The organism is Micromonospora sp. NPDC004551, from assembly GCF_040609975.1.
GTDB lineage: Bacteria > Actinomycetota > Actinomycetes > Mycobacteriales > Micromonosporaceae > Micromonospora.
The window spans coordinates 22352-39231 of the sequence record NZ_JBEXLM010000021.1; the positions used below are offsets into that span (position 1 = coordinate 22352).

General features: G+C 72.3%; 15 protein-coding genes. 5 read left to right on the forward strand and 10 right to left on the reverse strand.

The features are described from left to right. Positions 1 to 30 precede the first annotated feature (30 nt). From ABZW14_RS23065 to glpK, 4 genes are all read left to right on the forward strand, one after another. Positions 31 to 330, forward strand: a complete 300-nt coding sequence (locus ABZW14_RS23065; RefSeq protein WP_355350026.1) for a hypothetical protein — start codon at positions 31 to 33, stop codon at positions 328 to 330. Between the two features lie 57 nt (positions 331 to 387). Continuing rightward, entirely contained in the window at positions 388 to 954 is a 567-nt protein-coding gene (locus ABZW14_RS23070; protein WP_355350029.1) for an RNA polymerase sigma factor, read from the forward strand. Then, positions 951 to 2030: a hypothetical protein gene (locus ABZW14_RS23075; RefSeq protein ID WP_355350032.1), complete on the forward strand. Its 1080-nt coding sequence runs from the start codon at positions 951 to 953 to the stop codon at positions 2028 to 2030. Before ABZW14_RS23070 ends, ABZW14_RS23075 begins: the two co-directional genes overlap by 4 nt. Positions 2031 to 2187: 157 nt before the next feature. Beyond that, positions 2188 to 3705 (forward strand): glycerol kinase GlpK, encoded by a 1518-nt coding sequence (gene glpK / locus ABZW14_RS23080; RefSeq protein WP_355350035.1) that lies wholly within the window; start codon positions 2188 to 2190, stop codon positions 3703 to 3705. A 28-nt stretch (positions 3706 to 3733) separates the two neighbouring features. On the opposite strand, the gene ABZW14_RS23085 is transcribed toward glpK, so the two are convergent. Both ABZW14_RS23085 and ABZW14_RS23090 read right to left on the reverse strand, forming a co-directional pair. Further along, positions 3734 to 4174 (reverse strand): ATP-binding protein, encoded by a 441-nt coding sequence (locus ABZW14_RS23085; protein ID WP_355350038.1) that lies wholly within the window; start codon positions 4172 to 4174, stop codon positions 3734 to 3736. A gap of 9 nt (positions 4175 to 4183) precedes the next feature. Next, positions 4184 to 5866: a PP2C family protein-serine/threonine phosphatase gene (locus ABZW14_RS23090; protein WP_355350041.1), complete on the reverse strand. Its 1683-nt coding sequence runs from the start codon at positions 5864 to 5866 to the stop codon at positions 4184 to 4186. A 337-nt stretch (positions 5867 to 6203) separates the two neighbouring features. On the opposite strand from ABZW14_RS23090, the gene ABZW14_RS23095 reads away from it, so the two are divergent. Then, on the forward strand, positions 6204 to 7859 hold the full coding sequence (locus ABZW14_RS23095) for a family 10 glycosylhydrolase (protein WP_355350044.1): 1656 nt from the start codon (positions 6204 to 6206) through the stop codon (positions 7857 to 7859). A gap of 4 nt (positions 7860 to 7863) precedes the next feature. Here the strand turns inward: ABZW14_RS23095 and ABZW14_RS23100 are convergent, their stop codons facing one another. The 8 genes from ABZW14_RS23100 to ABZW14_RS23135 form a co-directional block, all read right to left on the reverse strand. Then, a complete protein-coding gene (locus tag ABZW14_RS23100) occupies positions 7864 to 8418 on the reverse strand; it encodes a hypothetical protein (protein WP_355350047.1) in 555 nt (184 codons plus the stop codon). 68 nt (positions 8419 to 8486) lie between these two features. Next, positions 8487 to 10421: a S1 RNA-binding domain-containing protein gene (locus tag ABZW14_RS23105; RefSeq protein ID WP_355350050.1), complete on the reverse strand. Its 1935-nt coding sequence runs from the start codon at positions 10419 to 10421 to the stop codon at positions 8487 to 8489. An 83-nt stretch (positions 10422 to 10504) separates the two neighbouring features. Further along, positions 10505 to 11500 (reverse strand): hypothetical protein, encoded by a 996-nt coding sequence (locus ABZW14_RS23110; RefSeq protein ID WP_355350053.1) that lies wholly within the window; start codon positions 11498 to 11500, stop codon positions 10505 to 10507. Continuing rightward, entirely contained in the window at positions 11497 to 12534 is a 1038-nt protein-coding gene (locus ABZW14_RS23115) for an AAA family ATPase (RefSeq protein ID WP_355350056.1), read from the reverse strand. Before ABZW14_RS23115 ends, ABZW14_RS23110 begins: the two co-directional genes overlap by 4 nt. Continuing rightward, entirely contained in the window at positions 12524 to 13861 is a 1338-nt protein-coding gene (locus ABZW14_RS23120) for a toll/interleukin-1 receptor domain-containing protein (RefSeq protein ID WP_355350058.1), read from the reverse strand. Before ABZW14_RS23120 ends, ABZW14_RS23115 begins: the two co-directional genes overlap by 11 nt. Positions 13862 to 13900: 39 nt before the next feature. Next, positions 13901 to 14842: a DUF817 domain-containing protein gene (locus ABZW14_RS23125; RefSeq protein WP_355350061.1), complete on the reverse strand. Its 942-nt coding sequence runs from the start codon at positions 14840 to 14842 to the stop codon at positions 13901 to 13903. Between the two features lie 10 nt (positions 14843 to 14852). Next, positions 14853 to 16052, reverse strand: coding sequence for an MFS transporter (locus tag ABZW14_RS23130; protein WP_355350063.1), 1200 nt, complete (start codon positions 16050 to 16052; stop codon positions 14853 to 14855). 35 nt (positions 16053 to 16087) lie between these two features. Then, complete coding sequence (locus ABZW14_RS23135; RefSeq protein ID WP_355350066.1) at positions 16088 to 16804, reverse strand: DUF1223 domain-containing protein; 717 nt, start codon at positions 16802 to 16804, stop codon at positions 16088 to 16090. Positions 16805 to 16880: the final 76 nt, after the last annotated feature.

The window sequence follows — 16880 nt, forward strand, 5'->3', positions numbered from 1 at the left end:
CGGCTCCCGAGGGTTGACGCGATTGCCACCATGACGACATGCCTCACGGCGCTGCGGGTGCACCACCACGATGCGCAGCGCCGACCGAAGGCATCCACCGCCCTGCCGGCGCCGCCGCCCGCCGCCGACCGGCTGACGAACCCGCCCACCGGAGCCGGCCAGGCACGCACGGCCCGCGATGCCCTGACCGCCGAGCAGCGGCGCGACATCCACGCGCTCACCCGGCAACACCAGCGTGGTGCAGTCACCGACGCCGAGTTCGCCGCTCAGCTGGCGAAGATCCACGAGACCGGCCAGAGCGTCCGGCGGCGGGATGCGTCCCCGAGGTAGTCCGATGTCTCCGCAGCGGGCCTGTCACGTTCGGCGCCTGACCGGACATGGAGGGACGTGAGCTCCGGGACCGAGCACGAGGACCACTTCCGACGTGTCTACGCAGCCGACTTCGAGCCGCTGCTGGCGTACGCCCTGCGCCGGGTCGCGCACCCCGAGGACGCGGCCGACGTCGTCGCCGAGACCTTCCTCGTGGCGTGGCGCCGAAGACGCGAGCTGCCGGCCGGCGACGATGCCCGGCTCTGGCTCTACGGCGTAGCCCGCCGCGTGCTCGCCAACCACCACCGCGGCGGCGTACGCCGGCAGCGGCTGGGGGAGCGGCTCCGCCAGCGGATCACCGCGGTGATCGGCGGCGACCCGGGCAGCGAGGTGCCCGAACGGCTCGCCGTCCGGGCCGCGCTGGCCCGGCTCGGGGAGCTGGACCGGGAGGTGCTGCTGCTCACCGTCTGGGAGGGACTGGCACCACGCGAGGCGGCCGAGGTCCTCGGGGTGAGCCCGGCCGCGGTCCGGACCCGCCTGTCGCGGGCCCGCGGCCGGCTGCGCGAACTCGTCGGTGACGACCTCGGCCCGCCCGGACATGTACTCGACGTCCTGACCGCACCCGCCCCGAAGGAGGGCAGATGACCGAGGAGCACCTCGACCGGATGGTCCGCGACGCCGACCCCTGCCGACCCGGTGTCATCGGAGACCTCGACGGGGCCAAGCAGGCTCTGCTGGAGGAGCTCATGTCCGAGCCGACGCTCGACCGCGTCGCCGAAACACCGCAGCCGCCTTACCGGGCGCGCCGCGGCCTGCTCCGCCGATTCGCCGGCCCGCTGACCGCGGCCGCCGCGCTCATCGGCGTGCTGGCCGTGTCCACCGTGCTCCGCGCGCATCCGGACGACCGCCCGGCCGCCCCGCCCGGCACCGCCGGTACGGGCCTGCCCGTCGCCTACTCGCCGGTGGCGTTGAAGGCCGCCGAGCAGAACCCGCGGCTGCTGATCGACGAGCCCGGCTGGCAGGTGACCACCGTCTACGGGTTCGCCGAGCAGCAGGGCACCATCGCGTTCCGCAACGGCGGACGGCAGATGGACATGAACTGGTACCCGGCGAAGGAGTACGACGGTTACCACGCCGACCGGCTCCACGTCAGCGCCCCTGAGGCGGTGAAGGTCGACGGCTGGCCGGGTGACCTGGTCCGCTACAACGCCGAGGACTTCGCGGTCATGCTCCGCCCCCGCGACGGTGTCTTCGTCGAACTCCGCGCCAGCGGGGCGGACCGGACCGAGTTCGACCGGATCCTCACCCACGTCGTCCGCGTCGACGTGCGTACCTGGCTGGCCGCGCTGCCGCCGGAGATCGTGACGCCGGCCCGGGTGGACGAGCAGGCCGCCAAGGTGCTCGCCGACATTCCGCTGCCGCCGAACTTCGACCGGGCCGCGCTGGCCGGCCTCGGCACCAACGACCCGTACCAGTTCGGCGCCCAGGTGACGTCCCGCGTCGGCTGCGCCTGGATCGCCGAATGGCTGCGCGCGAAGCGGGCCGGCGACGACGCCGCGCTCCGGCGGGCCGCCGACGCGCTGCGCAGCAGCCACCGGTGGCAGGTGCTGCACCGGATGAACGACGAGGGGGACTGGCCCGAGGTCTTCTGGGAAACCGCGGACAAGGTCGCCGCCGGCGACGTGCCGCGAGGCTACGACCAGGCGTTGGGCTGCGACTGACCGTCTCGCGTCCCGGCCGTGCCGGCGCTCCCGCGACGGGAGCGCCGGTACGGCTCGTAGCGCCGATGCCGATGGGCTCGTTGACCCGGCCTCGCGACGTTTCCTACGGTTCACCTCACGATGACGCCCGCCGCCGCCCGCAGTGAGGAGACCCCGCATGGCTGACTTCGTCGGCGCCGTGGACCAGGGCACGACCAGCACCCGGTTCATGATCTTCGACCACGGTGGCAACGAGGTCGGCCGCCACCAGCTCGAACACCAGCAGATCCTGCCGCGGGCGGGCTGGGTCGAGCACAATCCGCTGGAGATCTGGGAACGGACCCAGACGGTGATCCAGACCGCGATGAACGAGCGCGGCCTGACCGGCTCCGACCTGGCCGCGCTCGGCATCACCAACCAGCGCGAGACCACGGTGGTGTGGAACCGCCGGACCGGCCGGCCCTACCACAACGCGATCGTGTGGCAGGACACCCGCACCGACCGGATCGCCTCGGCCCTGGAACGGGAGGGCAAGGGCGACGTCATCCGGCGCAAGGCGGGACTGCCGCCGGCGACCTACTTCTCCGCCGGGAAGATCCAGTGGATCCTGGAGAACGTCGACGGGGTCCGCGAGGCCGCCGAGCGTGGTGAGGCCGTCTTCGGCAACACCGACACCTGGCTGCTCTGGAACCTGACCGGCGGCACCGAGGGCGGCGTGCACGTCACGGACCCGACCAACGCGAGCCGCACGATGCTCATGAACCTGGAGACGCTGGACTGGGACGACGAGCTGCTCTCGTTCTTCGGCGTCCCCCGTGCCATGCTCCCCGAGATCCGGCCGTCCTCCGATCCGCGCTCGTACGGCAGCACGGTGCCGCACGGACCGTTCACCGGTCCCGTGCGAATCACGGGTGACCTGGGCGATCAGCAGGCCGCCACGGTCGGGCAGGTCTGCTTCGCGCCGGGCGAGGCGAAGAACACCTACGGCACCGGAAACTTCATGCTCGTCAACACGGGCGCCGACATCGTGCGGTCGAAGGCCGGTCTGCTCACCACGGTCTGCTACCAGTTCGGCGACGCGGCACCGGTCTACGCGCTGGAGGGCTCGATCGCGGTCACCGGATCGGCGGTGCAGTGGCTGCGCGACCAGCTCAAGATCATCAGTAGCGCGGCGCAGAGCGAGATCCTGGCCCGCCAGGTCGAGGACAGCGGCGGGGTGTACTTCGTGCCGGCGTTCTCCGGCCTGTTCGCCCCGTACTGGCGTTCCGACGCCCGCGGCGCGATCGTCGGCCTGTCCCGCTTCAACACCGACGCGCACATCGCCCGGGCCACCCTGGAGGCGATCTGCTACCAGAGCCGGGACGTGGCCGAGGCCATGGAGCAGGACTGCGGGGTGCCCCTGGGGTGCCTGAAGGTCGACGGCGGCGTCACCGTCAACGACCTCTGCATGCAGCTCCAGGCGGACATCCTCGGCGTGCCGGTCAGCCGGCCGGTGGTCGCCGAGACGACCGCCCTGGGCGCGGCGTACGCGGCCGGGCTCGCCGTCGGGTTCTGGAAGAGCACCGACGAGCTGCGCGAGAACTGGAACGAGAGCCGGCGCTGGCAGCCGACCTGGTCGCCGGAGCAGCGCGAGACCGGCTACGCCCGGTGGAAGAGGGCGGTGGGGCGCACCCTCGACTGGGTCGACGTCGACTGAGGCGATGCCGGTCCCGCTCGGGATCCGGTCAGCCCAGCGCGATGCTGACGGTGGCGGTCGTGCCGTCGGCGCGACGGCGGAGGCTCAGTGAGTCGGCCAGCTGGTCCGCCAGCCAGAGCCCCCGGCCGCCGGCCATGTCTCCGGAGACCTGCCGGATCGGCGGCGCGTCGACACCCGCACCATGATCGACGACGTCGCACACCAGGAGGTCGCCCTCTCGACGGAGGTGCAGGTGACCCGAGCCGCCGCCGTGGCGTACCGCGTTGGTGACCAGCTCGTGGACGGCCAGCACGAAGTCCTCGGCCCGCTCGCCGGTCAGTCCGGCCGTCGCGACGCCCGCGGCGACGGCGTGCCGCAGGCCGGTGATGGTGGCGGCGGTGAAGTCCCGGGAGAGCAGCGACGGCACCTCGCCTCGCGTCTGCCCGGCCCTCGTGAAGTCGATCTCGGCCGGCGGCCCGAAACCGCCCATGAAAAGAGGCTACCTGAATTCCGAATATCGGCCGGCGGCACCCCGGTCGGCCTCGCCCCGTCCGGGCCGGCCGGCGGGCTCCGGCGGAATCCGCAGCACGACCAGGGCGATGTCGTCGTCGCTGCCGGCGGCGAAGCGGCCCAGCAACTCATCGCAGAGCTGCTCGGCGGTCGACCCGTGCCGGCCGGTGAGGGTGCCCACCAGATCCGCCAGCCCGTCGTCGATGACCGCGTCACGCCGGTCAATCAGGCCGTCGGTGTACAGGACCACGGCGCTGCCGGGCGTGAGGGTGACCTGGTGGTCGCTGCGCGCGAGGCCGGCCCGGACGCCCAGCAGCATCTCCGGCGGCGTGCGCAGCAGGGTCGCGGACCCGTCGGGGGTGATGAGAACCGGTGGCGGGTGCCCGGCGTTGGACCAGCGCAGCGTGGCGGCGCCGACCCGCGCCTGCTCCTCGTCCTGTTCCACGCGGGCCAGGACCGCGGTCGCCAGGGCGTCCACGCCCAGGCCCCGCATCGCCGCCTCCAGGCCCTCCAGCACACCGCCCGGCGGCTTCCGTGCCGCGTACGCGACCCCGCGGAGCAGGTTGCGGATCTGCGCCATGGTCGCGGCCGCCTGCTGGTCGTGGCCCGCCACGTCGCCGATCACCAGGATGAGCGAGCCGTCAGGCTCCCGGAACGAGTCGTACCAGTCGCCGCCGATCCGCGCCCGTTCGGTCGCCGGCTGGTAGCGGACCGCCACCTCCATCCGCGGCGGCTGGGCGGGCGGGGTCAGCAGGCTGCGTTGCAGTCGCTCCGACAGCTCCTGTTCCAGGGTCGCGACCCGGCGCTCGGCCTGGCGCGTCTGGGCCCGCTGCAGCGCCTGCGCCACCGTCGCCCCCACCAGCCGCACGAACCCGACATAGCCGTCGTCGAGGGGCAGGTGCTGGCTGAGCCGCGCCACCAGGACCGTCTCCGCGTACGGTGGCGGGCCCGGCAGCCGCACCCGCATCACCGGGACGTCCGCCGTCGTCTCCAGCACGAGATCCCCGTCCCGGAGGATCGTCGACGGCACGGCGGACGGCGGACGACCCGTGTCGGCGGTGGCGTCCGCGACGAGGATGTCGACGTCCGGCAGGTCCTCCGGGTCGGTGCGCAGCACCCGCACCGCCCGGTCGACGATCTCCGCCGGGTCGTCGAGGCCGCTGAGGGTGTCGCTGAGCCCGACCAGCATGATCAGCCGTCGCTCGGACAGCACCTGCGCGGTCGTCTCCGCCGCGATGTCGATGACGCCCTCGACCTCGCCCGCCGGGTTGCGCACCGCGGAATAGGAGAACGTGAAGAAGCACTCCTCGGGGTAGCCGCGCCGGTCCATCAGCAGCCGCATGTCCTGGGTCCAGGTCGCGCGCCGGGTCGCCCGCACCGAGCGGAGCATCGGCCCGATGACGTCCCAGATCTCCGCGAACACCCGGGCCGCCGGTGCGCCGAGCGCGGCTGGGTGCTTGTGCCCGATCATCTCGACGTAGGCCTGGTTGTAGACCATGACGAACTCCGGGCCCCAGAACAGCGTCACCGGGAACCGGGAGTGCAGGGTGAGGTCGACGGCGGCGCGCAGCGTCGGACTCCAGCCGGACACCGCGCCCAGTGGCGTCGACGCCCAGTCGACCCCCCGGTACGCCGAGCGCAGCGTCCCTGCCGCCTCGAACAGCTCATCCACCGCCCGACCATAGCCCCACCACCGCACCCGGCCGGGGCGCTGCCCCGACCCCGCTCCGGCCCGGACGGCCGGAGTCCGGGTGGCCGGGGGCGTCGGCCCTTCAATGTTCCTGCGCTAAGGCGGCGCCGATCGGCCGGTCGGTGACGCGCAGATCGGCCCGCTGACCTGCTACGGTGCCTCGCTCATCCAGGGCTGAGGCCGGGCCGCCGCGACGGCGCGCCGCGGACCCGAACAGCGTGGGCCGGTCCACAGGGGACCCGCCTACGCCCGCCTTAGGTGGCCGTTAAGAAGCGGTTCCGGCCGGATCATCCGTGGGTGGCGCTGGCAGACTGGGGCGATGCCCTCCGCCGACACGCCCGCTCCGCCCGTTCCCCGCCGTCGCACCCGGGCGCTCGTCGCGGTGGCCGTAGCGCTGGCCGTGGTGGCCGCGGTCGGCGCCTGGTCGCTGCGCGACCGGGTCTCCGGCGATGGTGGCCCGTCGGGCCCGGGTGGCGTGGCCGCGGTCGCCGGCCCGGCCGGCGGTGGCGCGGACTGCGCGGGCCGGCCGGCCCGGGCGACCCGCGAACTGCGCGGCATGTGGATCACGACGGTGAACAACATCGACTGGCCGAGCCGGCGCGGGTTGCCGGCCGAGGCGGCGCGAGCCGAGTTCCGCGGCTGGCTGGACCTGGCGGTGCGGCAGAACCACAACGCGGTCTTCGTGCACGTGCGACCGAGCGGGGACGCGCTCTGGCCGTCGGACCGCGCACCCTGGTCGGAGTGGCTGACCGGCCGCCGCGACGGCCGCGACCCGGGCTGGGACCCGATGGAGTTCATGGTCGCCGAGGCCCATGCCCGCAACCTGGAGTTCCACGCCTGGTTCAACCCGTACCGGGGCGGCCAGCCGGCCACCGTGGGCGGGCCGGGCCCCCGCCTCGACCAGCTCGCGCCGACCCACCCGCTGCGGCGGCACCGCGACTGGGTGGTGACCTATCCCAGCGCCGACCGGCCCGGCAGTCGCCTCTACTTCAATCCCGGCATCCCCGAGGCGCGCCGGTTCGTCGAGGACGCGATGCTGGAGGCGGTCCAGCGGTACGACGTCGACGGGGTGCACTTCGACGACTTCTTCTACCCCTATCCCGAGGCCGGACAGGACTTCCCGGACGACGCCGCGTACGCCCGCTACGGCCGGGGGTTCGCCGACAAGCACGCCTGGCGCCGGGACAACGTGAACACGCTGGTCCGTGAGATGAGCGAGCGGATCAAGGCCATGAAGCCGTGGGTGAAGTTCGGCATCAGCCCGTTCGGCATCTGGCGCAACAAGCGCACCGATCCGGCCGGTTCGCCCACCGCCGGCCTGCAGAGCTACGACGACATCTACGCCGACACCCGGCTCTGGGTACGCCGGCAGTGGCTGGACTACGTCGTGCCGCAGCTCTACTGGCACATCGGGTTCGGCAAGGCCGACTACGCCAAGCTGCTGCCCTGGTGGGCGGCCACCGTGCGGGGCACCCGTGTGCAGCTCTACATCGGCCAGGCCGACTACCGGGTCGGCGAGCGCGGGGCCTGGCGGGATCCGGCCGAGCTGGACCGCCAGCTCGCCCTGAACCGGCGGTACGGGGTGAGCGGGAGCGTGCACTTCAGTGCCCGGCAGGTGCGCGCCGACAAGCTCGGGGCGGTCAGCCGGTACCGCCGCGCGCACTACGCCGCCCCCGCGCTGCCGCCCACGATGGCCCAGCTCCCGGCTGCACCGCCGCCCGCACCCGCGATCACGGGCATCCGGCGGCAGGACACCGGCGGAGTGACGCTGAGCTGGCGCGGCGACGACGCCGTGGGCTTCGCCGTCTACCGGGTCGAGGGCGGCACGGCCCGGCTTGTCGGCACCACCCGCGGTGGTGACTGGGTGGACGCCGCCGCGCCGGCCGGGCAGCCGCTCACCTACTGCGTCTCCGGGCTGGACCGCAGCGGCAACGAGGGCCGCTTCAGTGCGCCCGCGTCCGTCACCGCCGGGTAGCGGGTCAGGCGACGGCCACGACGAAGGCGGCGACGTACGTGGCCGCGAAGACGGCCGGCACCCACTGCTCCAGATGGGTCAGCGGCCAGTACTTCGCCTTGTCCTTCCCCTCGCCCAGGGCCTTCCACTCCGCCCGCCAGTACGGCGAGGCGGGGAGCCGCTCCTCCAGCAGGCCGATCACGACGTACTTCGCCGAGTTGAGCTGGCGGTATGAGCGGACGATGAAGAACCAGGCGACGCACTGCACGACCAGGGCGAGCACGGGAAACACCAGCAGCCAGGGCGAGGCCACCGGCCGGTCCTTCCAGAACGTGCCGACGAGGGCGAACGCAGCGGTGTTCAAGGTGAGGAAGAAGGTGTTGGTCAGGCTGCGCCGCGCGCTGATGCGGTCCGCCATCTCCGCGTACAGCTTGTACTGCTCCAGGACCGCCTGCTGGTAGTCCTTGCCGCCGGCGTAACTCGCGGCGTCGACGGTCGGGCTCCACAACGTCGGACGAACCGTGTCGATCGACGTCGTGGCGGCGCCGAGGTATCTCGTGAAGATCGTCCTGACGTCCATCGGCACAGTGTGCCGAACGGCGGTACCGGTCGCCAGACCCGTGGCCGGAGCCGCCGACGACACCACGCTCACGTCAGCCGGGCGTGGCCCGGGCCCTGCGCGTCGAGCAGCACCTCCGGGACCAGCCCGAGCAGCATGGTCCCGAACTTCTCGTAGCCCAGCCACGTGCTGCCGATCCCGGGGCCGAACTCGTCCCGCACCGCCTTGGCGAGTTCGGTGAGCCGCATCGGGCCGTCGAACTCCCGCAGTGTCCGGCGGATGAACTCGGCGACCGCCTCGTACCGCTCGACGTCGGCGCTCGACGCTGCCTGCGGCGCGATGGCCGTCACGTCACCGGGCGTCAGCATGGCGGTGCGGGCCGGTGCGCCCGGCGGGAGTGGGGGCTCGGTGGACAGCGAGATGCGCCGTCTGGCGTAGTCGATCTCCGCCACCCGCACGGTGACCGTGTCGCCGACCCGCAGCACCCGGCCGGCGGCGATCTGACTCACATGGAGCAGCCCGTCCATGCCGGACGGCAGGTGCACGAAGGCGCCGAAGTTCGCGATGTTGGTCACCCGACCCGGCACGACCGCGCCCACCGGATGCTCCGACAGCAGCGCGTCAACGCGGAGGTCCAAGGTGATCCGGTGGGTCTCCGGATCCACCGCCAGGACCCGCACCTCCAGCGAATCTCCTGGCTCGAACGCCGGTGGTCCGTTGCGCCGCCACCCCTGCGGGAACACGGACTCGTGGACGAGGCCGGTGGCCGTCGGCCCTCCGAAGCCGACGCTCGTGGTGGGAACCTTCACGAAGATGCCGAAGTCGACCGCTTTCACGAAGCGGCCGACCAGCTCCAGTCCCGGCGCCAGGATCCCCGTCGAAATGGATGCCGGCCGGCACATGATGCGCTGGAGCCGACGGTCGAAGTTGCTGATCCGGACCTCGACGTCCTCGCCGACCAGCTGGCGGGTCCGCAGCCCCTCGTCCTCGACCCAGCCGAGCTCGAACCGCAGGTAGCCGCTGATCGGCCACGCCTCGTGGAACCGGACGATGACCCCCGTCGGCGACATCGCCCGGACGATCTGGGCGCTGAGCGGACGAGAGCCCCGCCAGGCCTCCTCCAGGAGATCGAGCATGCCGTCGACCTTGACCAGCTCCGGTGGCTGATCGCCCGGGTCGAACGCCTCCAGGTCGACCGTCGCGCCGGCGGCGTTGCGCAGCCGCACCGGCCCCGAGCCGACCGGGATCTCCACGGTGCCGTCCGCGATGTCGACGGTCACCGCACGGTCCCGCTGCGGGGCGCCCGACGGGCGCTGCTCGGCCTCGCCGGGCGGTGTGGCCTCCGTCCAGGTCACCGTGACCGGGCGCAGCGCGATCGCCGGTACGGGGAACGCGATCCGCTTCTGCCGGCCGATGGCGCCGAGCTGGATCGTGGTCCCGTTGCGGTAGAAGCCCACCAGGGCCGAGGGCACGAGCCGGAGGATCTCCTGCACCGGTCCGGACGGCATGCTCTCCATCGGCGGTGGTGGCAGGCGCCGCGTCTCGCGGTGCAGGGCCAGGCACACCTCGCTGAGCAGCCACGCGGAGGGGGTTTCCAGGGCGCCGTCCGGCAACCGGCACAGCGCACCGGCGGCCCAGTCGAGGATGCGCCGGCGGTCCTCACGGGCGATGGTGAGCAGGCAGTCGGTGAGCAGCCGGTCGCAGTCCTGCCTCGGGTCGGCCTGGCTGATGTAGGCCCAGACCAACTGTTCCTCGAGCAGCAGCAACGGGCTCATGCCCAGGTCGTCGCACCGAATGGCGGCGCGCAGGTCCGCCACGGGCGCTGCACCGGAAAGGACCTCCCGTCTGAGCGCCTCGCGCGCCGTCGCCCGGAACTCGGCGTTGAGTTCGACACCGTCCTTGGAGACCGCCTCGACGATGTCGCTCTCGCAGAGTTCGGCCTCGATGTGCAGGGTGCCCGGGCCCAGGAGGGCGCGGCGGGCCTGCCGGATCAGGGGGAACGGTGCGAGCGGTGGACCGCTCACCAGGATGCCGAGCGTCGTCGCCGGTGAGGGGTCCCATTCGAGCCCGCCGGACAGGGACTCGACCCAAGCCGCCGGCACGCCGCTCAGTCCCGGACGAGAAGCTGCGGGTACGGCCGGGCCGTGGGTGTCAGCGGCGTGGCGCCGATCAGCACCGTGCAGACCTGCTGGCCGCTGCTCATAAGGGACATGGCGAACCGGTGCAGATCCTCCGGATCGCCCTCCCGCGTCGCCACACCGATGCCGACGACCATCGTCATGTCGAACTTCGAGCGTGCCTCGTACGGCTTCCAGGTCCACACCGGCCCGGTCCCGCAGCCGCGTGCGGGCGATCCTCGGAAGGACATGAACTCCAGTCTCCCGTCGCTGAACAGCCGGCGGACGGCGCGTAACAGAAAGCGGACGTCGTCCCGGTACGGCCCGGACCGCAGTTGGAGATCGCAGAGCACGCAGATCCGCTCCGGTGGGGCGAGCCGCTGCACCGTCGGGACCTGGGCGAGCGGTTCCATCGTGGCGATCGCGGTGACGATCGCCTCCATGTCCGGATCCGTGCCCTGCCGCCACACCCGCACCAGGCTGTGCAGCGTCGAGGACAGGGTGCGGACCGTGAACGCCGAGTCGGTCCGCCGGCGCGCGACGGCGGAGCGGGGCACCGGCCGGTGCGCGGTCTGCGGAAGTTGGGCGAGGTTCTGGTCGTCGACGGGCGCCACCTGCGCGTCGAGCACGGCGGCGATCGTTCCGAGCGGTTTCGCGGGGGCGCTGCGGCCGGGACCGTTCGTGCGATGCGGCCCGGGTCGCGCGCCCTTCTGACCGGACGGGGCGGCCGGGCCCGGATCCGCCGCGAAGGAGTTCTCCGCCGTGCCGACCTCGTCGACCGACCAGCCGTCGGCGGCGGCCACGGTGTGGACGAGGTCGTCGACGTCGTCGCCGAGGAAGTCGGCCGGATCGGCGGCCGCCGGTGTCAGAGCGGCCGGCGGCACGGCCTCGTCGTCGATCCGGACGCCGACGAGCGCGAGGGCACCGTCGAGATCGGCCAGACGGTCCCGGTGGGCGATGATGAGCAGGGCGTCGCGCAGGGTCATGTGGACCACATACGATCACGGCGCCCGTACAGATCGTGCTTGTGCAACGTGATCCGCTTGATCGTTGCGAGGACCTTCTCGTCCAGCCGCCCCGCCTCGGTCAGGTGCCGGACGACCTTCACCAGATCCAGGAACTCGGCCGTGCTGACCGGACGATCGTCGGTGGAGGTGCCCGCGACCTGGTGCGCGAGGTCGCTGACCAGCGAGCGCAGGTCTGCCGACAGGTCGGGGAAGTAGCGGTCAGCGATCTCGACCAGCCGCTCCGGCCCGGGCGCGGGAAGCCGGAGGACGATACACCGCCGCAGGAAGGCCTCCGGAAGGTCCCGCTCGTTGTTGGTCGTGATGATCGTCAACGGGCTCCAGCCTGGCGCGTCGGGCGCGGGAAGGACCGTGACGTCGATGCCGGGAATGGACGTCTGCCGGCTGCCGAGGGGAACGAGCAGTCCGTTGCAGAAGGCGCTGTCCGCCTTGTCGATCTCGTCGATCAGCAGGACGGCGCCCGGTCGTACGGGCTTGTGGTCGACCAGCCCCGCGGGAGGGCGTGCCGGTTCGATGTCGTGCTCCGGCATGTCCTGCAGGCCGCGCGCGGCCGCCGACTCCGGGTTCAGGGCCCACCACAGTGGTCCCGGTTCCAGGTACGGGGCGATCGAGGCCGGGCCGGAGCCCTGGGCGAGCCGCTGCGCCTGCGCGTCGCCGAGCCGGCGCACGCTGTCCAGCCGGGAGGTGAGGTCGGCCGGCCGGGAGTCGTCCGTGGTGACGAACTCGTGGTAGACGACGCCGAGGTTGCGGGCGACGTAACTCGCCAGGCTGGACTTCCCGCAGCCGGGCGGGCCGCCCAGGAGGAGCGGACGACCGGTCAGCAGGGCCACCTTCAGGGCCGTCACGATCTCGTCGGTGACGAGGTAGACGTCACCGGACCGCGAGTCGCCGAGCCGAGCGGGGCCGGGGGTCGTGCTGTCGCTGAGGTTGTCCAGGATGTCGAGGGCCTCGGCCAGGTCGGCGTCGGTGTGGGACGTGGTGGGCTCAGTCGACATCGGCGTCCGCCAGTTCGGTGCTCAGGGCCCGGATACGTTGGATCAGGCGCCAGTTCTGCCGGTCGCTCTGGTCGTCTCCGGCCAGGTGGATGCGGCGTCCGCGAATGACGCCCGGCTCCGCGGCCGGCTGCGCGGACACCAGAGCGAAGACGATGCCGGGGAAACGTCGCATGAGTTCGAGGACGACCTCCTTGACGACCCGCGCCGGGATCTGGTCGCACCTGATGAGCGCGAATGCGACGGTGTTCTCCGCCCGGAGGTACCGCTCCACATCCTCCGGGCCGTCGTCAGGATGGAAGTGCATGGACGTCCGCAGCCGGTCGTCGTAGCGCGCGACGAGTTCGCCGGCCATGTCCTCGCCGGCCACCCCGCTGAGCTGTGCCATCTGGACGCTGTCCGGTGAGGCGCTGGCGCGGAGGACGGCGTGTTGGGCGGGTAGCAGCCGTCCGGCGATCAGATGCACGATTCGGCGTGGGGACGGCGCCTCGCTGACGCCCATCAGGGCCCGAGCGTCGTCGAGGTCGACCCAGAGCGGGACGAGCCGTCGTTTGGCCGACGTCAGACTCTCGCTCGGCAGGTACTCGGCGATGGTCCTGATCACCTGGTAGGCGACCGGCAGACTGCTGTTGAGCAGTGCCGCGGCGACCAGCGCGTGCTTCTCCCGGTGGCCCTGCAGCGTGTCGAGACGGATCCCCAGTGTCCGTGCCGCCTCTTCGAGAGCGTGTCCCGGCGCCGCCGAGATGAAGTGGGCGACGTCGTTCACCCAGCGGACCGCCCCGGCCGGAAGCGGAACCAGACCGACCTGGTCGCAGATCTCCGTCGCGGTCTGGTGGGCAGCCGCCTGGTTCATCTTGCGATTCGTGGGGGTCAGGACCGACAGGCCGGCGAGACCCCCGGCACTGCCGAGCGGGCTGTTGGCGAAGTCGAGGGCGGAGACGTTGCCCAGGAGCACCGGGATGATCGGAAGGTCCGGCTCGAGCATCTTGCGCCAGCCGAGCAGGCGCGCCTCCTCCTGCATGTACGCGGAGGTCAGCGCATCCTCGTCCACCAGCACGACCGCCACGGAGCAGCGGATGAGCGACAGGCAGACGGCCTGCTCGAACTGGTCGCCGGCCGCCACCTCCCGACGGTCGATCCACACGTCGAGTTGCCGGGCCGCGAATCTCTCCGGCAACTGGTCCAGGAGGTGTCCCAGGTAGCGCTTGCGATATCGGTGCCGGTTCAAGGTGTCGTCGGGCCTCAGCTCACTCTTACTCCGCTCCCGGCTCGTGTGGCTGACGAACACGCCGGACGAGAACCTGGTGCCCAGTAAGGATGCTGTGCCCACAGTGGAAGTATAGGAAGGTATCGGAAGAGACGAATCCGGCTATGGTTCACCAGTCCTGCCCGACCGCCCGATGGCCGCGGGCCGCCGAGCCGGGCGACGAGGGCCAGGTTCCCCTTCCTCCGGCGGCTGCGGCCGGGAGGTCCAGGTGACCAGCACCACCGAAATGATCATGAGAAGGAACCACGACGCGAGCTTCGCCGGTGAGACCGGGTGCCAGCCGCCCAGCTGGCTCGGGTAGAGCCAGGCGTTCGACCAGGTGGCGATGTTCTCGGCGAGCCAGATGAAGAAGGCGACCAGGAGGAAGGCCAGCAGCAGCGGCATCCGCCACCGGAACCGGAAGATGCGGAACTGCATGACGCAGCGCCCGAACACGAGCGCGACGGCGGCGATGAGCAGCCACCGCACGTCGACGAGGTAGTGGTTGGTGAAGAAGTTCGCGTAGACGGCGACGGCCAGCAGGGCCGTCACCCAGCGCCTCGGATAGCGGGTGAAGCGCAGGTCGAACAGCCGGTTCACCCGGACCAGGTAGGAGCCGACCGCGGCGTACATGAAGCCGCTGAACAGGGGCACGGCACCGATCCTGAGCAGGCCGTCGGGCGCATAGGACCAGGAGCCCACCTGGGTCTTGAACAATTCCATGGCCGTGCCGACGAGGTGGAACAGCACCACCACCCGCAGTTCGCGCAGGGTCTCCAGGCGTCCGGCCACCATCGCGATCTGGATGGCGACCGCCGCGAGCGTCAGGAAGTCGTTGCGGGCGAACGCCGCGTCCCTCGGATACCAGAGCTGCGCCGCGAAGATGACCGCCAGCATCGCCCCACCGAAGACGCAGGCCCACGCCTGCTTGAGCCCGAAGACCGCGAACTCGGTCAGCCAGCCCGCCGGCCCGTGCCGGGGGAGCCGGGCGAGGGCCGTGCGGAAGCGGGCGTCGATCGCGCGTTCGGCCGTGGTCAGGGCGGCCGATCCGGACGGGCTGTGCACCACCCCGACGCTAGCGCGCGCCCACCCGGGTCGCCCGGCCCGTGCCGCGCAGCCCGAGCAGCGCGACCACGGCGAGCACGATGACGGCGACGGCGTACTCCTCGGCGGTCCGGCGCAGGCCGCCGCCGTGGACCACGAGGAACCCGGCGACGACGGTGGGCAGGCCGAAGCCGACGTAGCAGACGATGTAGAGCAGGGAGAGCACGCTGGCGCGTTCGTGCGCCTCGACCAGCGGCGTCACGGTCTTGAGGCTGCCCTGGAAGCCGCCCCCGAAGCCCACGCCGCCGAACGCCAGGCCCACGAAGAAGCCGGCGACGGACTCCGCCCGGATCGACACCAGCGTGATGAGCATGCCGACGACGAGCGCGGCGATCCCGACGAGCATGACCCGCCGGGCGGAGGTGTCGCGCAGCACGAGGATGGCGGCGGACCCGAAGACGGCGAAGACGAAGATGCTCAGCCCTCCGGCGACGATCGAGGAGTTCATGAGGGCGCGGACGAGCGCCGGGCCGAGCGCGCCGAAGAACCCCGCGAGGGCCCAGACGGCGAAGGCGACCGGGGCGACGACCAGCAGCGGCCCGCGTACCGCGCGGGGAAGTTTGATCTCCGGTCGCAGGCTCCGCAGCGCCCCCGCCATGGGCGTGACCGTCTCCGGCAGGAGCAGGACCCCGACGCCCTGTACGACCAGGACCACGAGCAGGACGACGTACACCAGTCGGGTCGGCGCGGGCAGGAACTGGACGAGCAGCGCGGAGAGCAGCGCGCCGACCCCGGTGCCGATGCCCGGGGCGATCGAGTTGGCGAGCGTGCCGCGGGCCCGGTCGACGTCGAGCATGGCGGCGGCCGCCGCGCCCGTGGCGGTGCCGGCCGCCAGGCCCTGCACGATCCGGGCGGCCACCAGCGTGGGTACGCCGCCGGCGAGGACGAAGATGACCAGCGAGAGGATCTGGACCGCGATCGCGGCCAGCAGGACCGGGCGCCGCCCGACGTGGTCGGAGAGCTTGCCGACGGTGAGCAGGGAGGCCAGCACCGCGACGGCGTACACGGCGAACACCGCGGTGGTGGTGACCGGCGAGAAATGCCAGCGGGACTGGTAGATCGCGTACAGGGGGGTCGGCGCCGCCGACGCCGCCACGAAGGACACGATGATCGAGGCGAGCAGGAACAGGATGATCCTCGGCGCGGGTCGCGCCGATTCGGCGATGCTCATCAGCCGTGCTCCTCGGGTGAGCGGCGCGCGCGGGCTCAGGCGGACACGCCGACGGCTGCGGCGCCCACGACGGCCCGTTCCCCCTCCTGCTGGACGTAGCCGATCACCGACGACTGCGCGGGATCGAGATCCGGCGGCACGGCCAGGTCCACCCGGCCCTCCCCGGCGGCCACGCCGACCGAGGTGAAGGCCCGTACGACGTTGTCCTGCCGCAGCCGGCGGCCGGCGTTCTCGCCCCGGGGCACGTCGTTCTCCAGGCCGCGCTCCACGACCGCCACGTGCAGCATGCCCCGCGCGGGCGGCCGGTCGACCCGGTAGTCCACGGCCACGTGCCCGCCGCCCGCGTCACCGACCGACAGGGCGAGCGGCGTGGTGGCCGCCGACGACAGCGCGGAGGCGATGGCCTCGGCTGCCCGCCGCCGGTCGGAGCCGACGAACTCGGCGCTGCCGTTGACCACCATCTGCGGCGTGTAGAGGTGCCCGGTGCCGAAGGACCGCGCGTACGCCTCCTGCCGCGCCGTGTACGCCGCGGCGGCGTAGGGGTCGGGCCAGCCCAGGTGGTCCCAGTAGTCCACGTGGAAGCCCAGGGCGAAGACGGGCTCGCCCCGCCTGCGGGCGTCCCGCTCGATCTCGGTCAGCACCTCCTCGGCGGGCGGGCAGCTCTCGCAGCCCTGCGAGGTGAACATCTCGACGACGGCGAAGCCGCCGTCGCCCCCCTGCGGCGGCGACCCGGTGGGCGAGAGGTCCGTCATGACGTGGCTCCTGGCGTCCGTCGGTGCTGCTGGCGGCACTCCGATTCCCGTTGCCGCCCGGACCATGCACCGACGT

Bases quoted from the DNA above. Each gene is read 5' to 3' on its own strand.
- ABZW14_RS23065 (WP_355350026.1), top strand. From the start codon at position 31: ATGACGACATGCCTCACGGCGCTGCGGGTGCACCACCACGATGCGCAG.
- ABZW14_RS23075 (WP_355350032.1), top strand. From the start codon at position 951: ATGACCGAGGAGCACCTCGACCGGATGGTCCGCGACGCCGACCCCTGC.
- glpK (WP_355350035.1), top strand. From the start codon at position 2,188: ATGGCTGACTTCGTCGGCGCCGTGGACCAGGGCACGACCAGCACCCGG.
- ABZW14_RS23085 (WP_355350038.1), bottom strand. From the start codon at position 4,174: ATGGGCGGTTTCGGGCCGCCGGCCGAGATCGACTTCACGAGGGCCGGG.
- ABZW14_RS23095 (WP_355350044.1), top strand. From the start codon at position 6,204: ATGCCCTCCGCCGACACGCCCGCTCCGCCCGTTCCCCGCCGTCGCACC.
- ABZW14_RS23100 (WP_355350047.1), bottom strand. From the start codon at position 8,418: ATGGACGTCAGGACGATCTTCACGAGATACCTCGGCGCCGCCACGACG.
- ABZW14_RS23110 (WP_355350053.1), bottom strand. From the start codon at position 11,500: ATGACCCTGCGCGACGCCCTGCTCATCATCGCCCACCGGGACCGTCTG.
- ABZW14_RS23115 (WP_355350056.1), bottom strand. From the start codon at position 12,534: ATGTCGACTGAGCCCACCACGTCCCACACCGACGCCGACCTGGCCGAG.
- ABZW14_RS23130 (WP_355350063.1), bottom strand. From the start codon at position 16,052: ATGAGCATCGCCGAATCGGCGCGACCCGCGCCGAGGATCATCCTGTTC.
- ABZW14_RS23135 (WP_355350066.1), bottom strand. From the start codon at position 16,804: ATGACGGACCTCTCGCCCACCGGGTCGCCGCCGCAGGGGGGCGACGGC.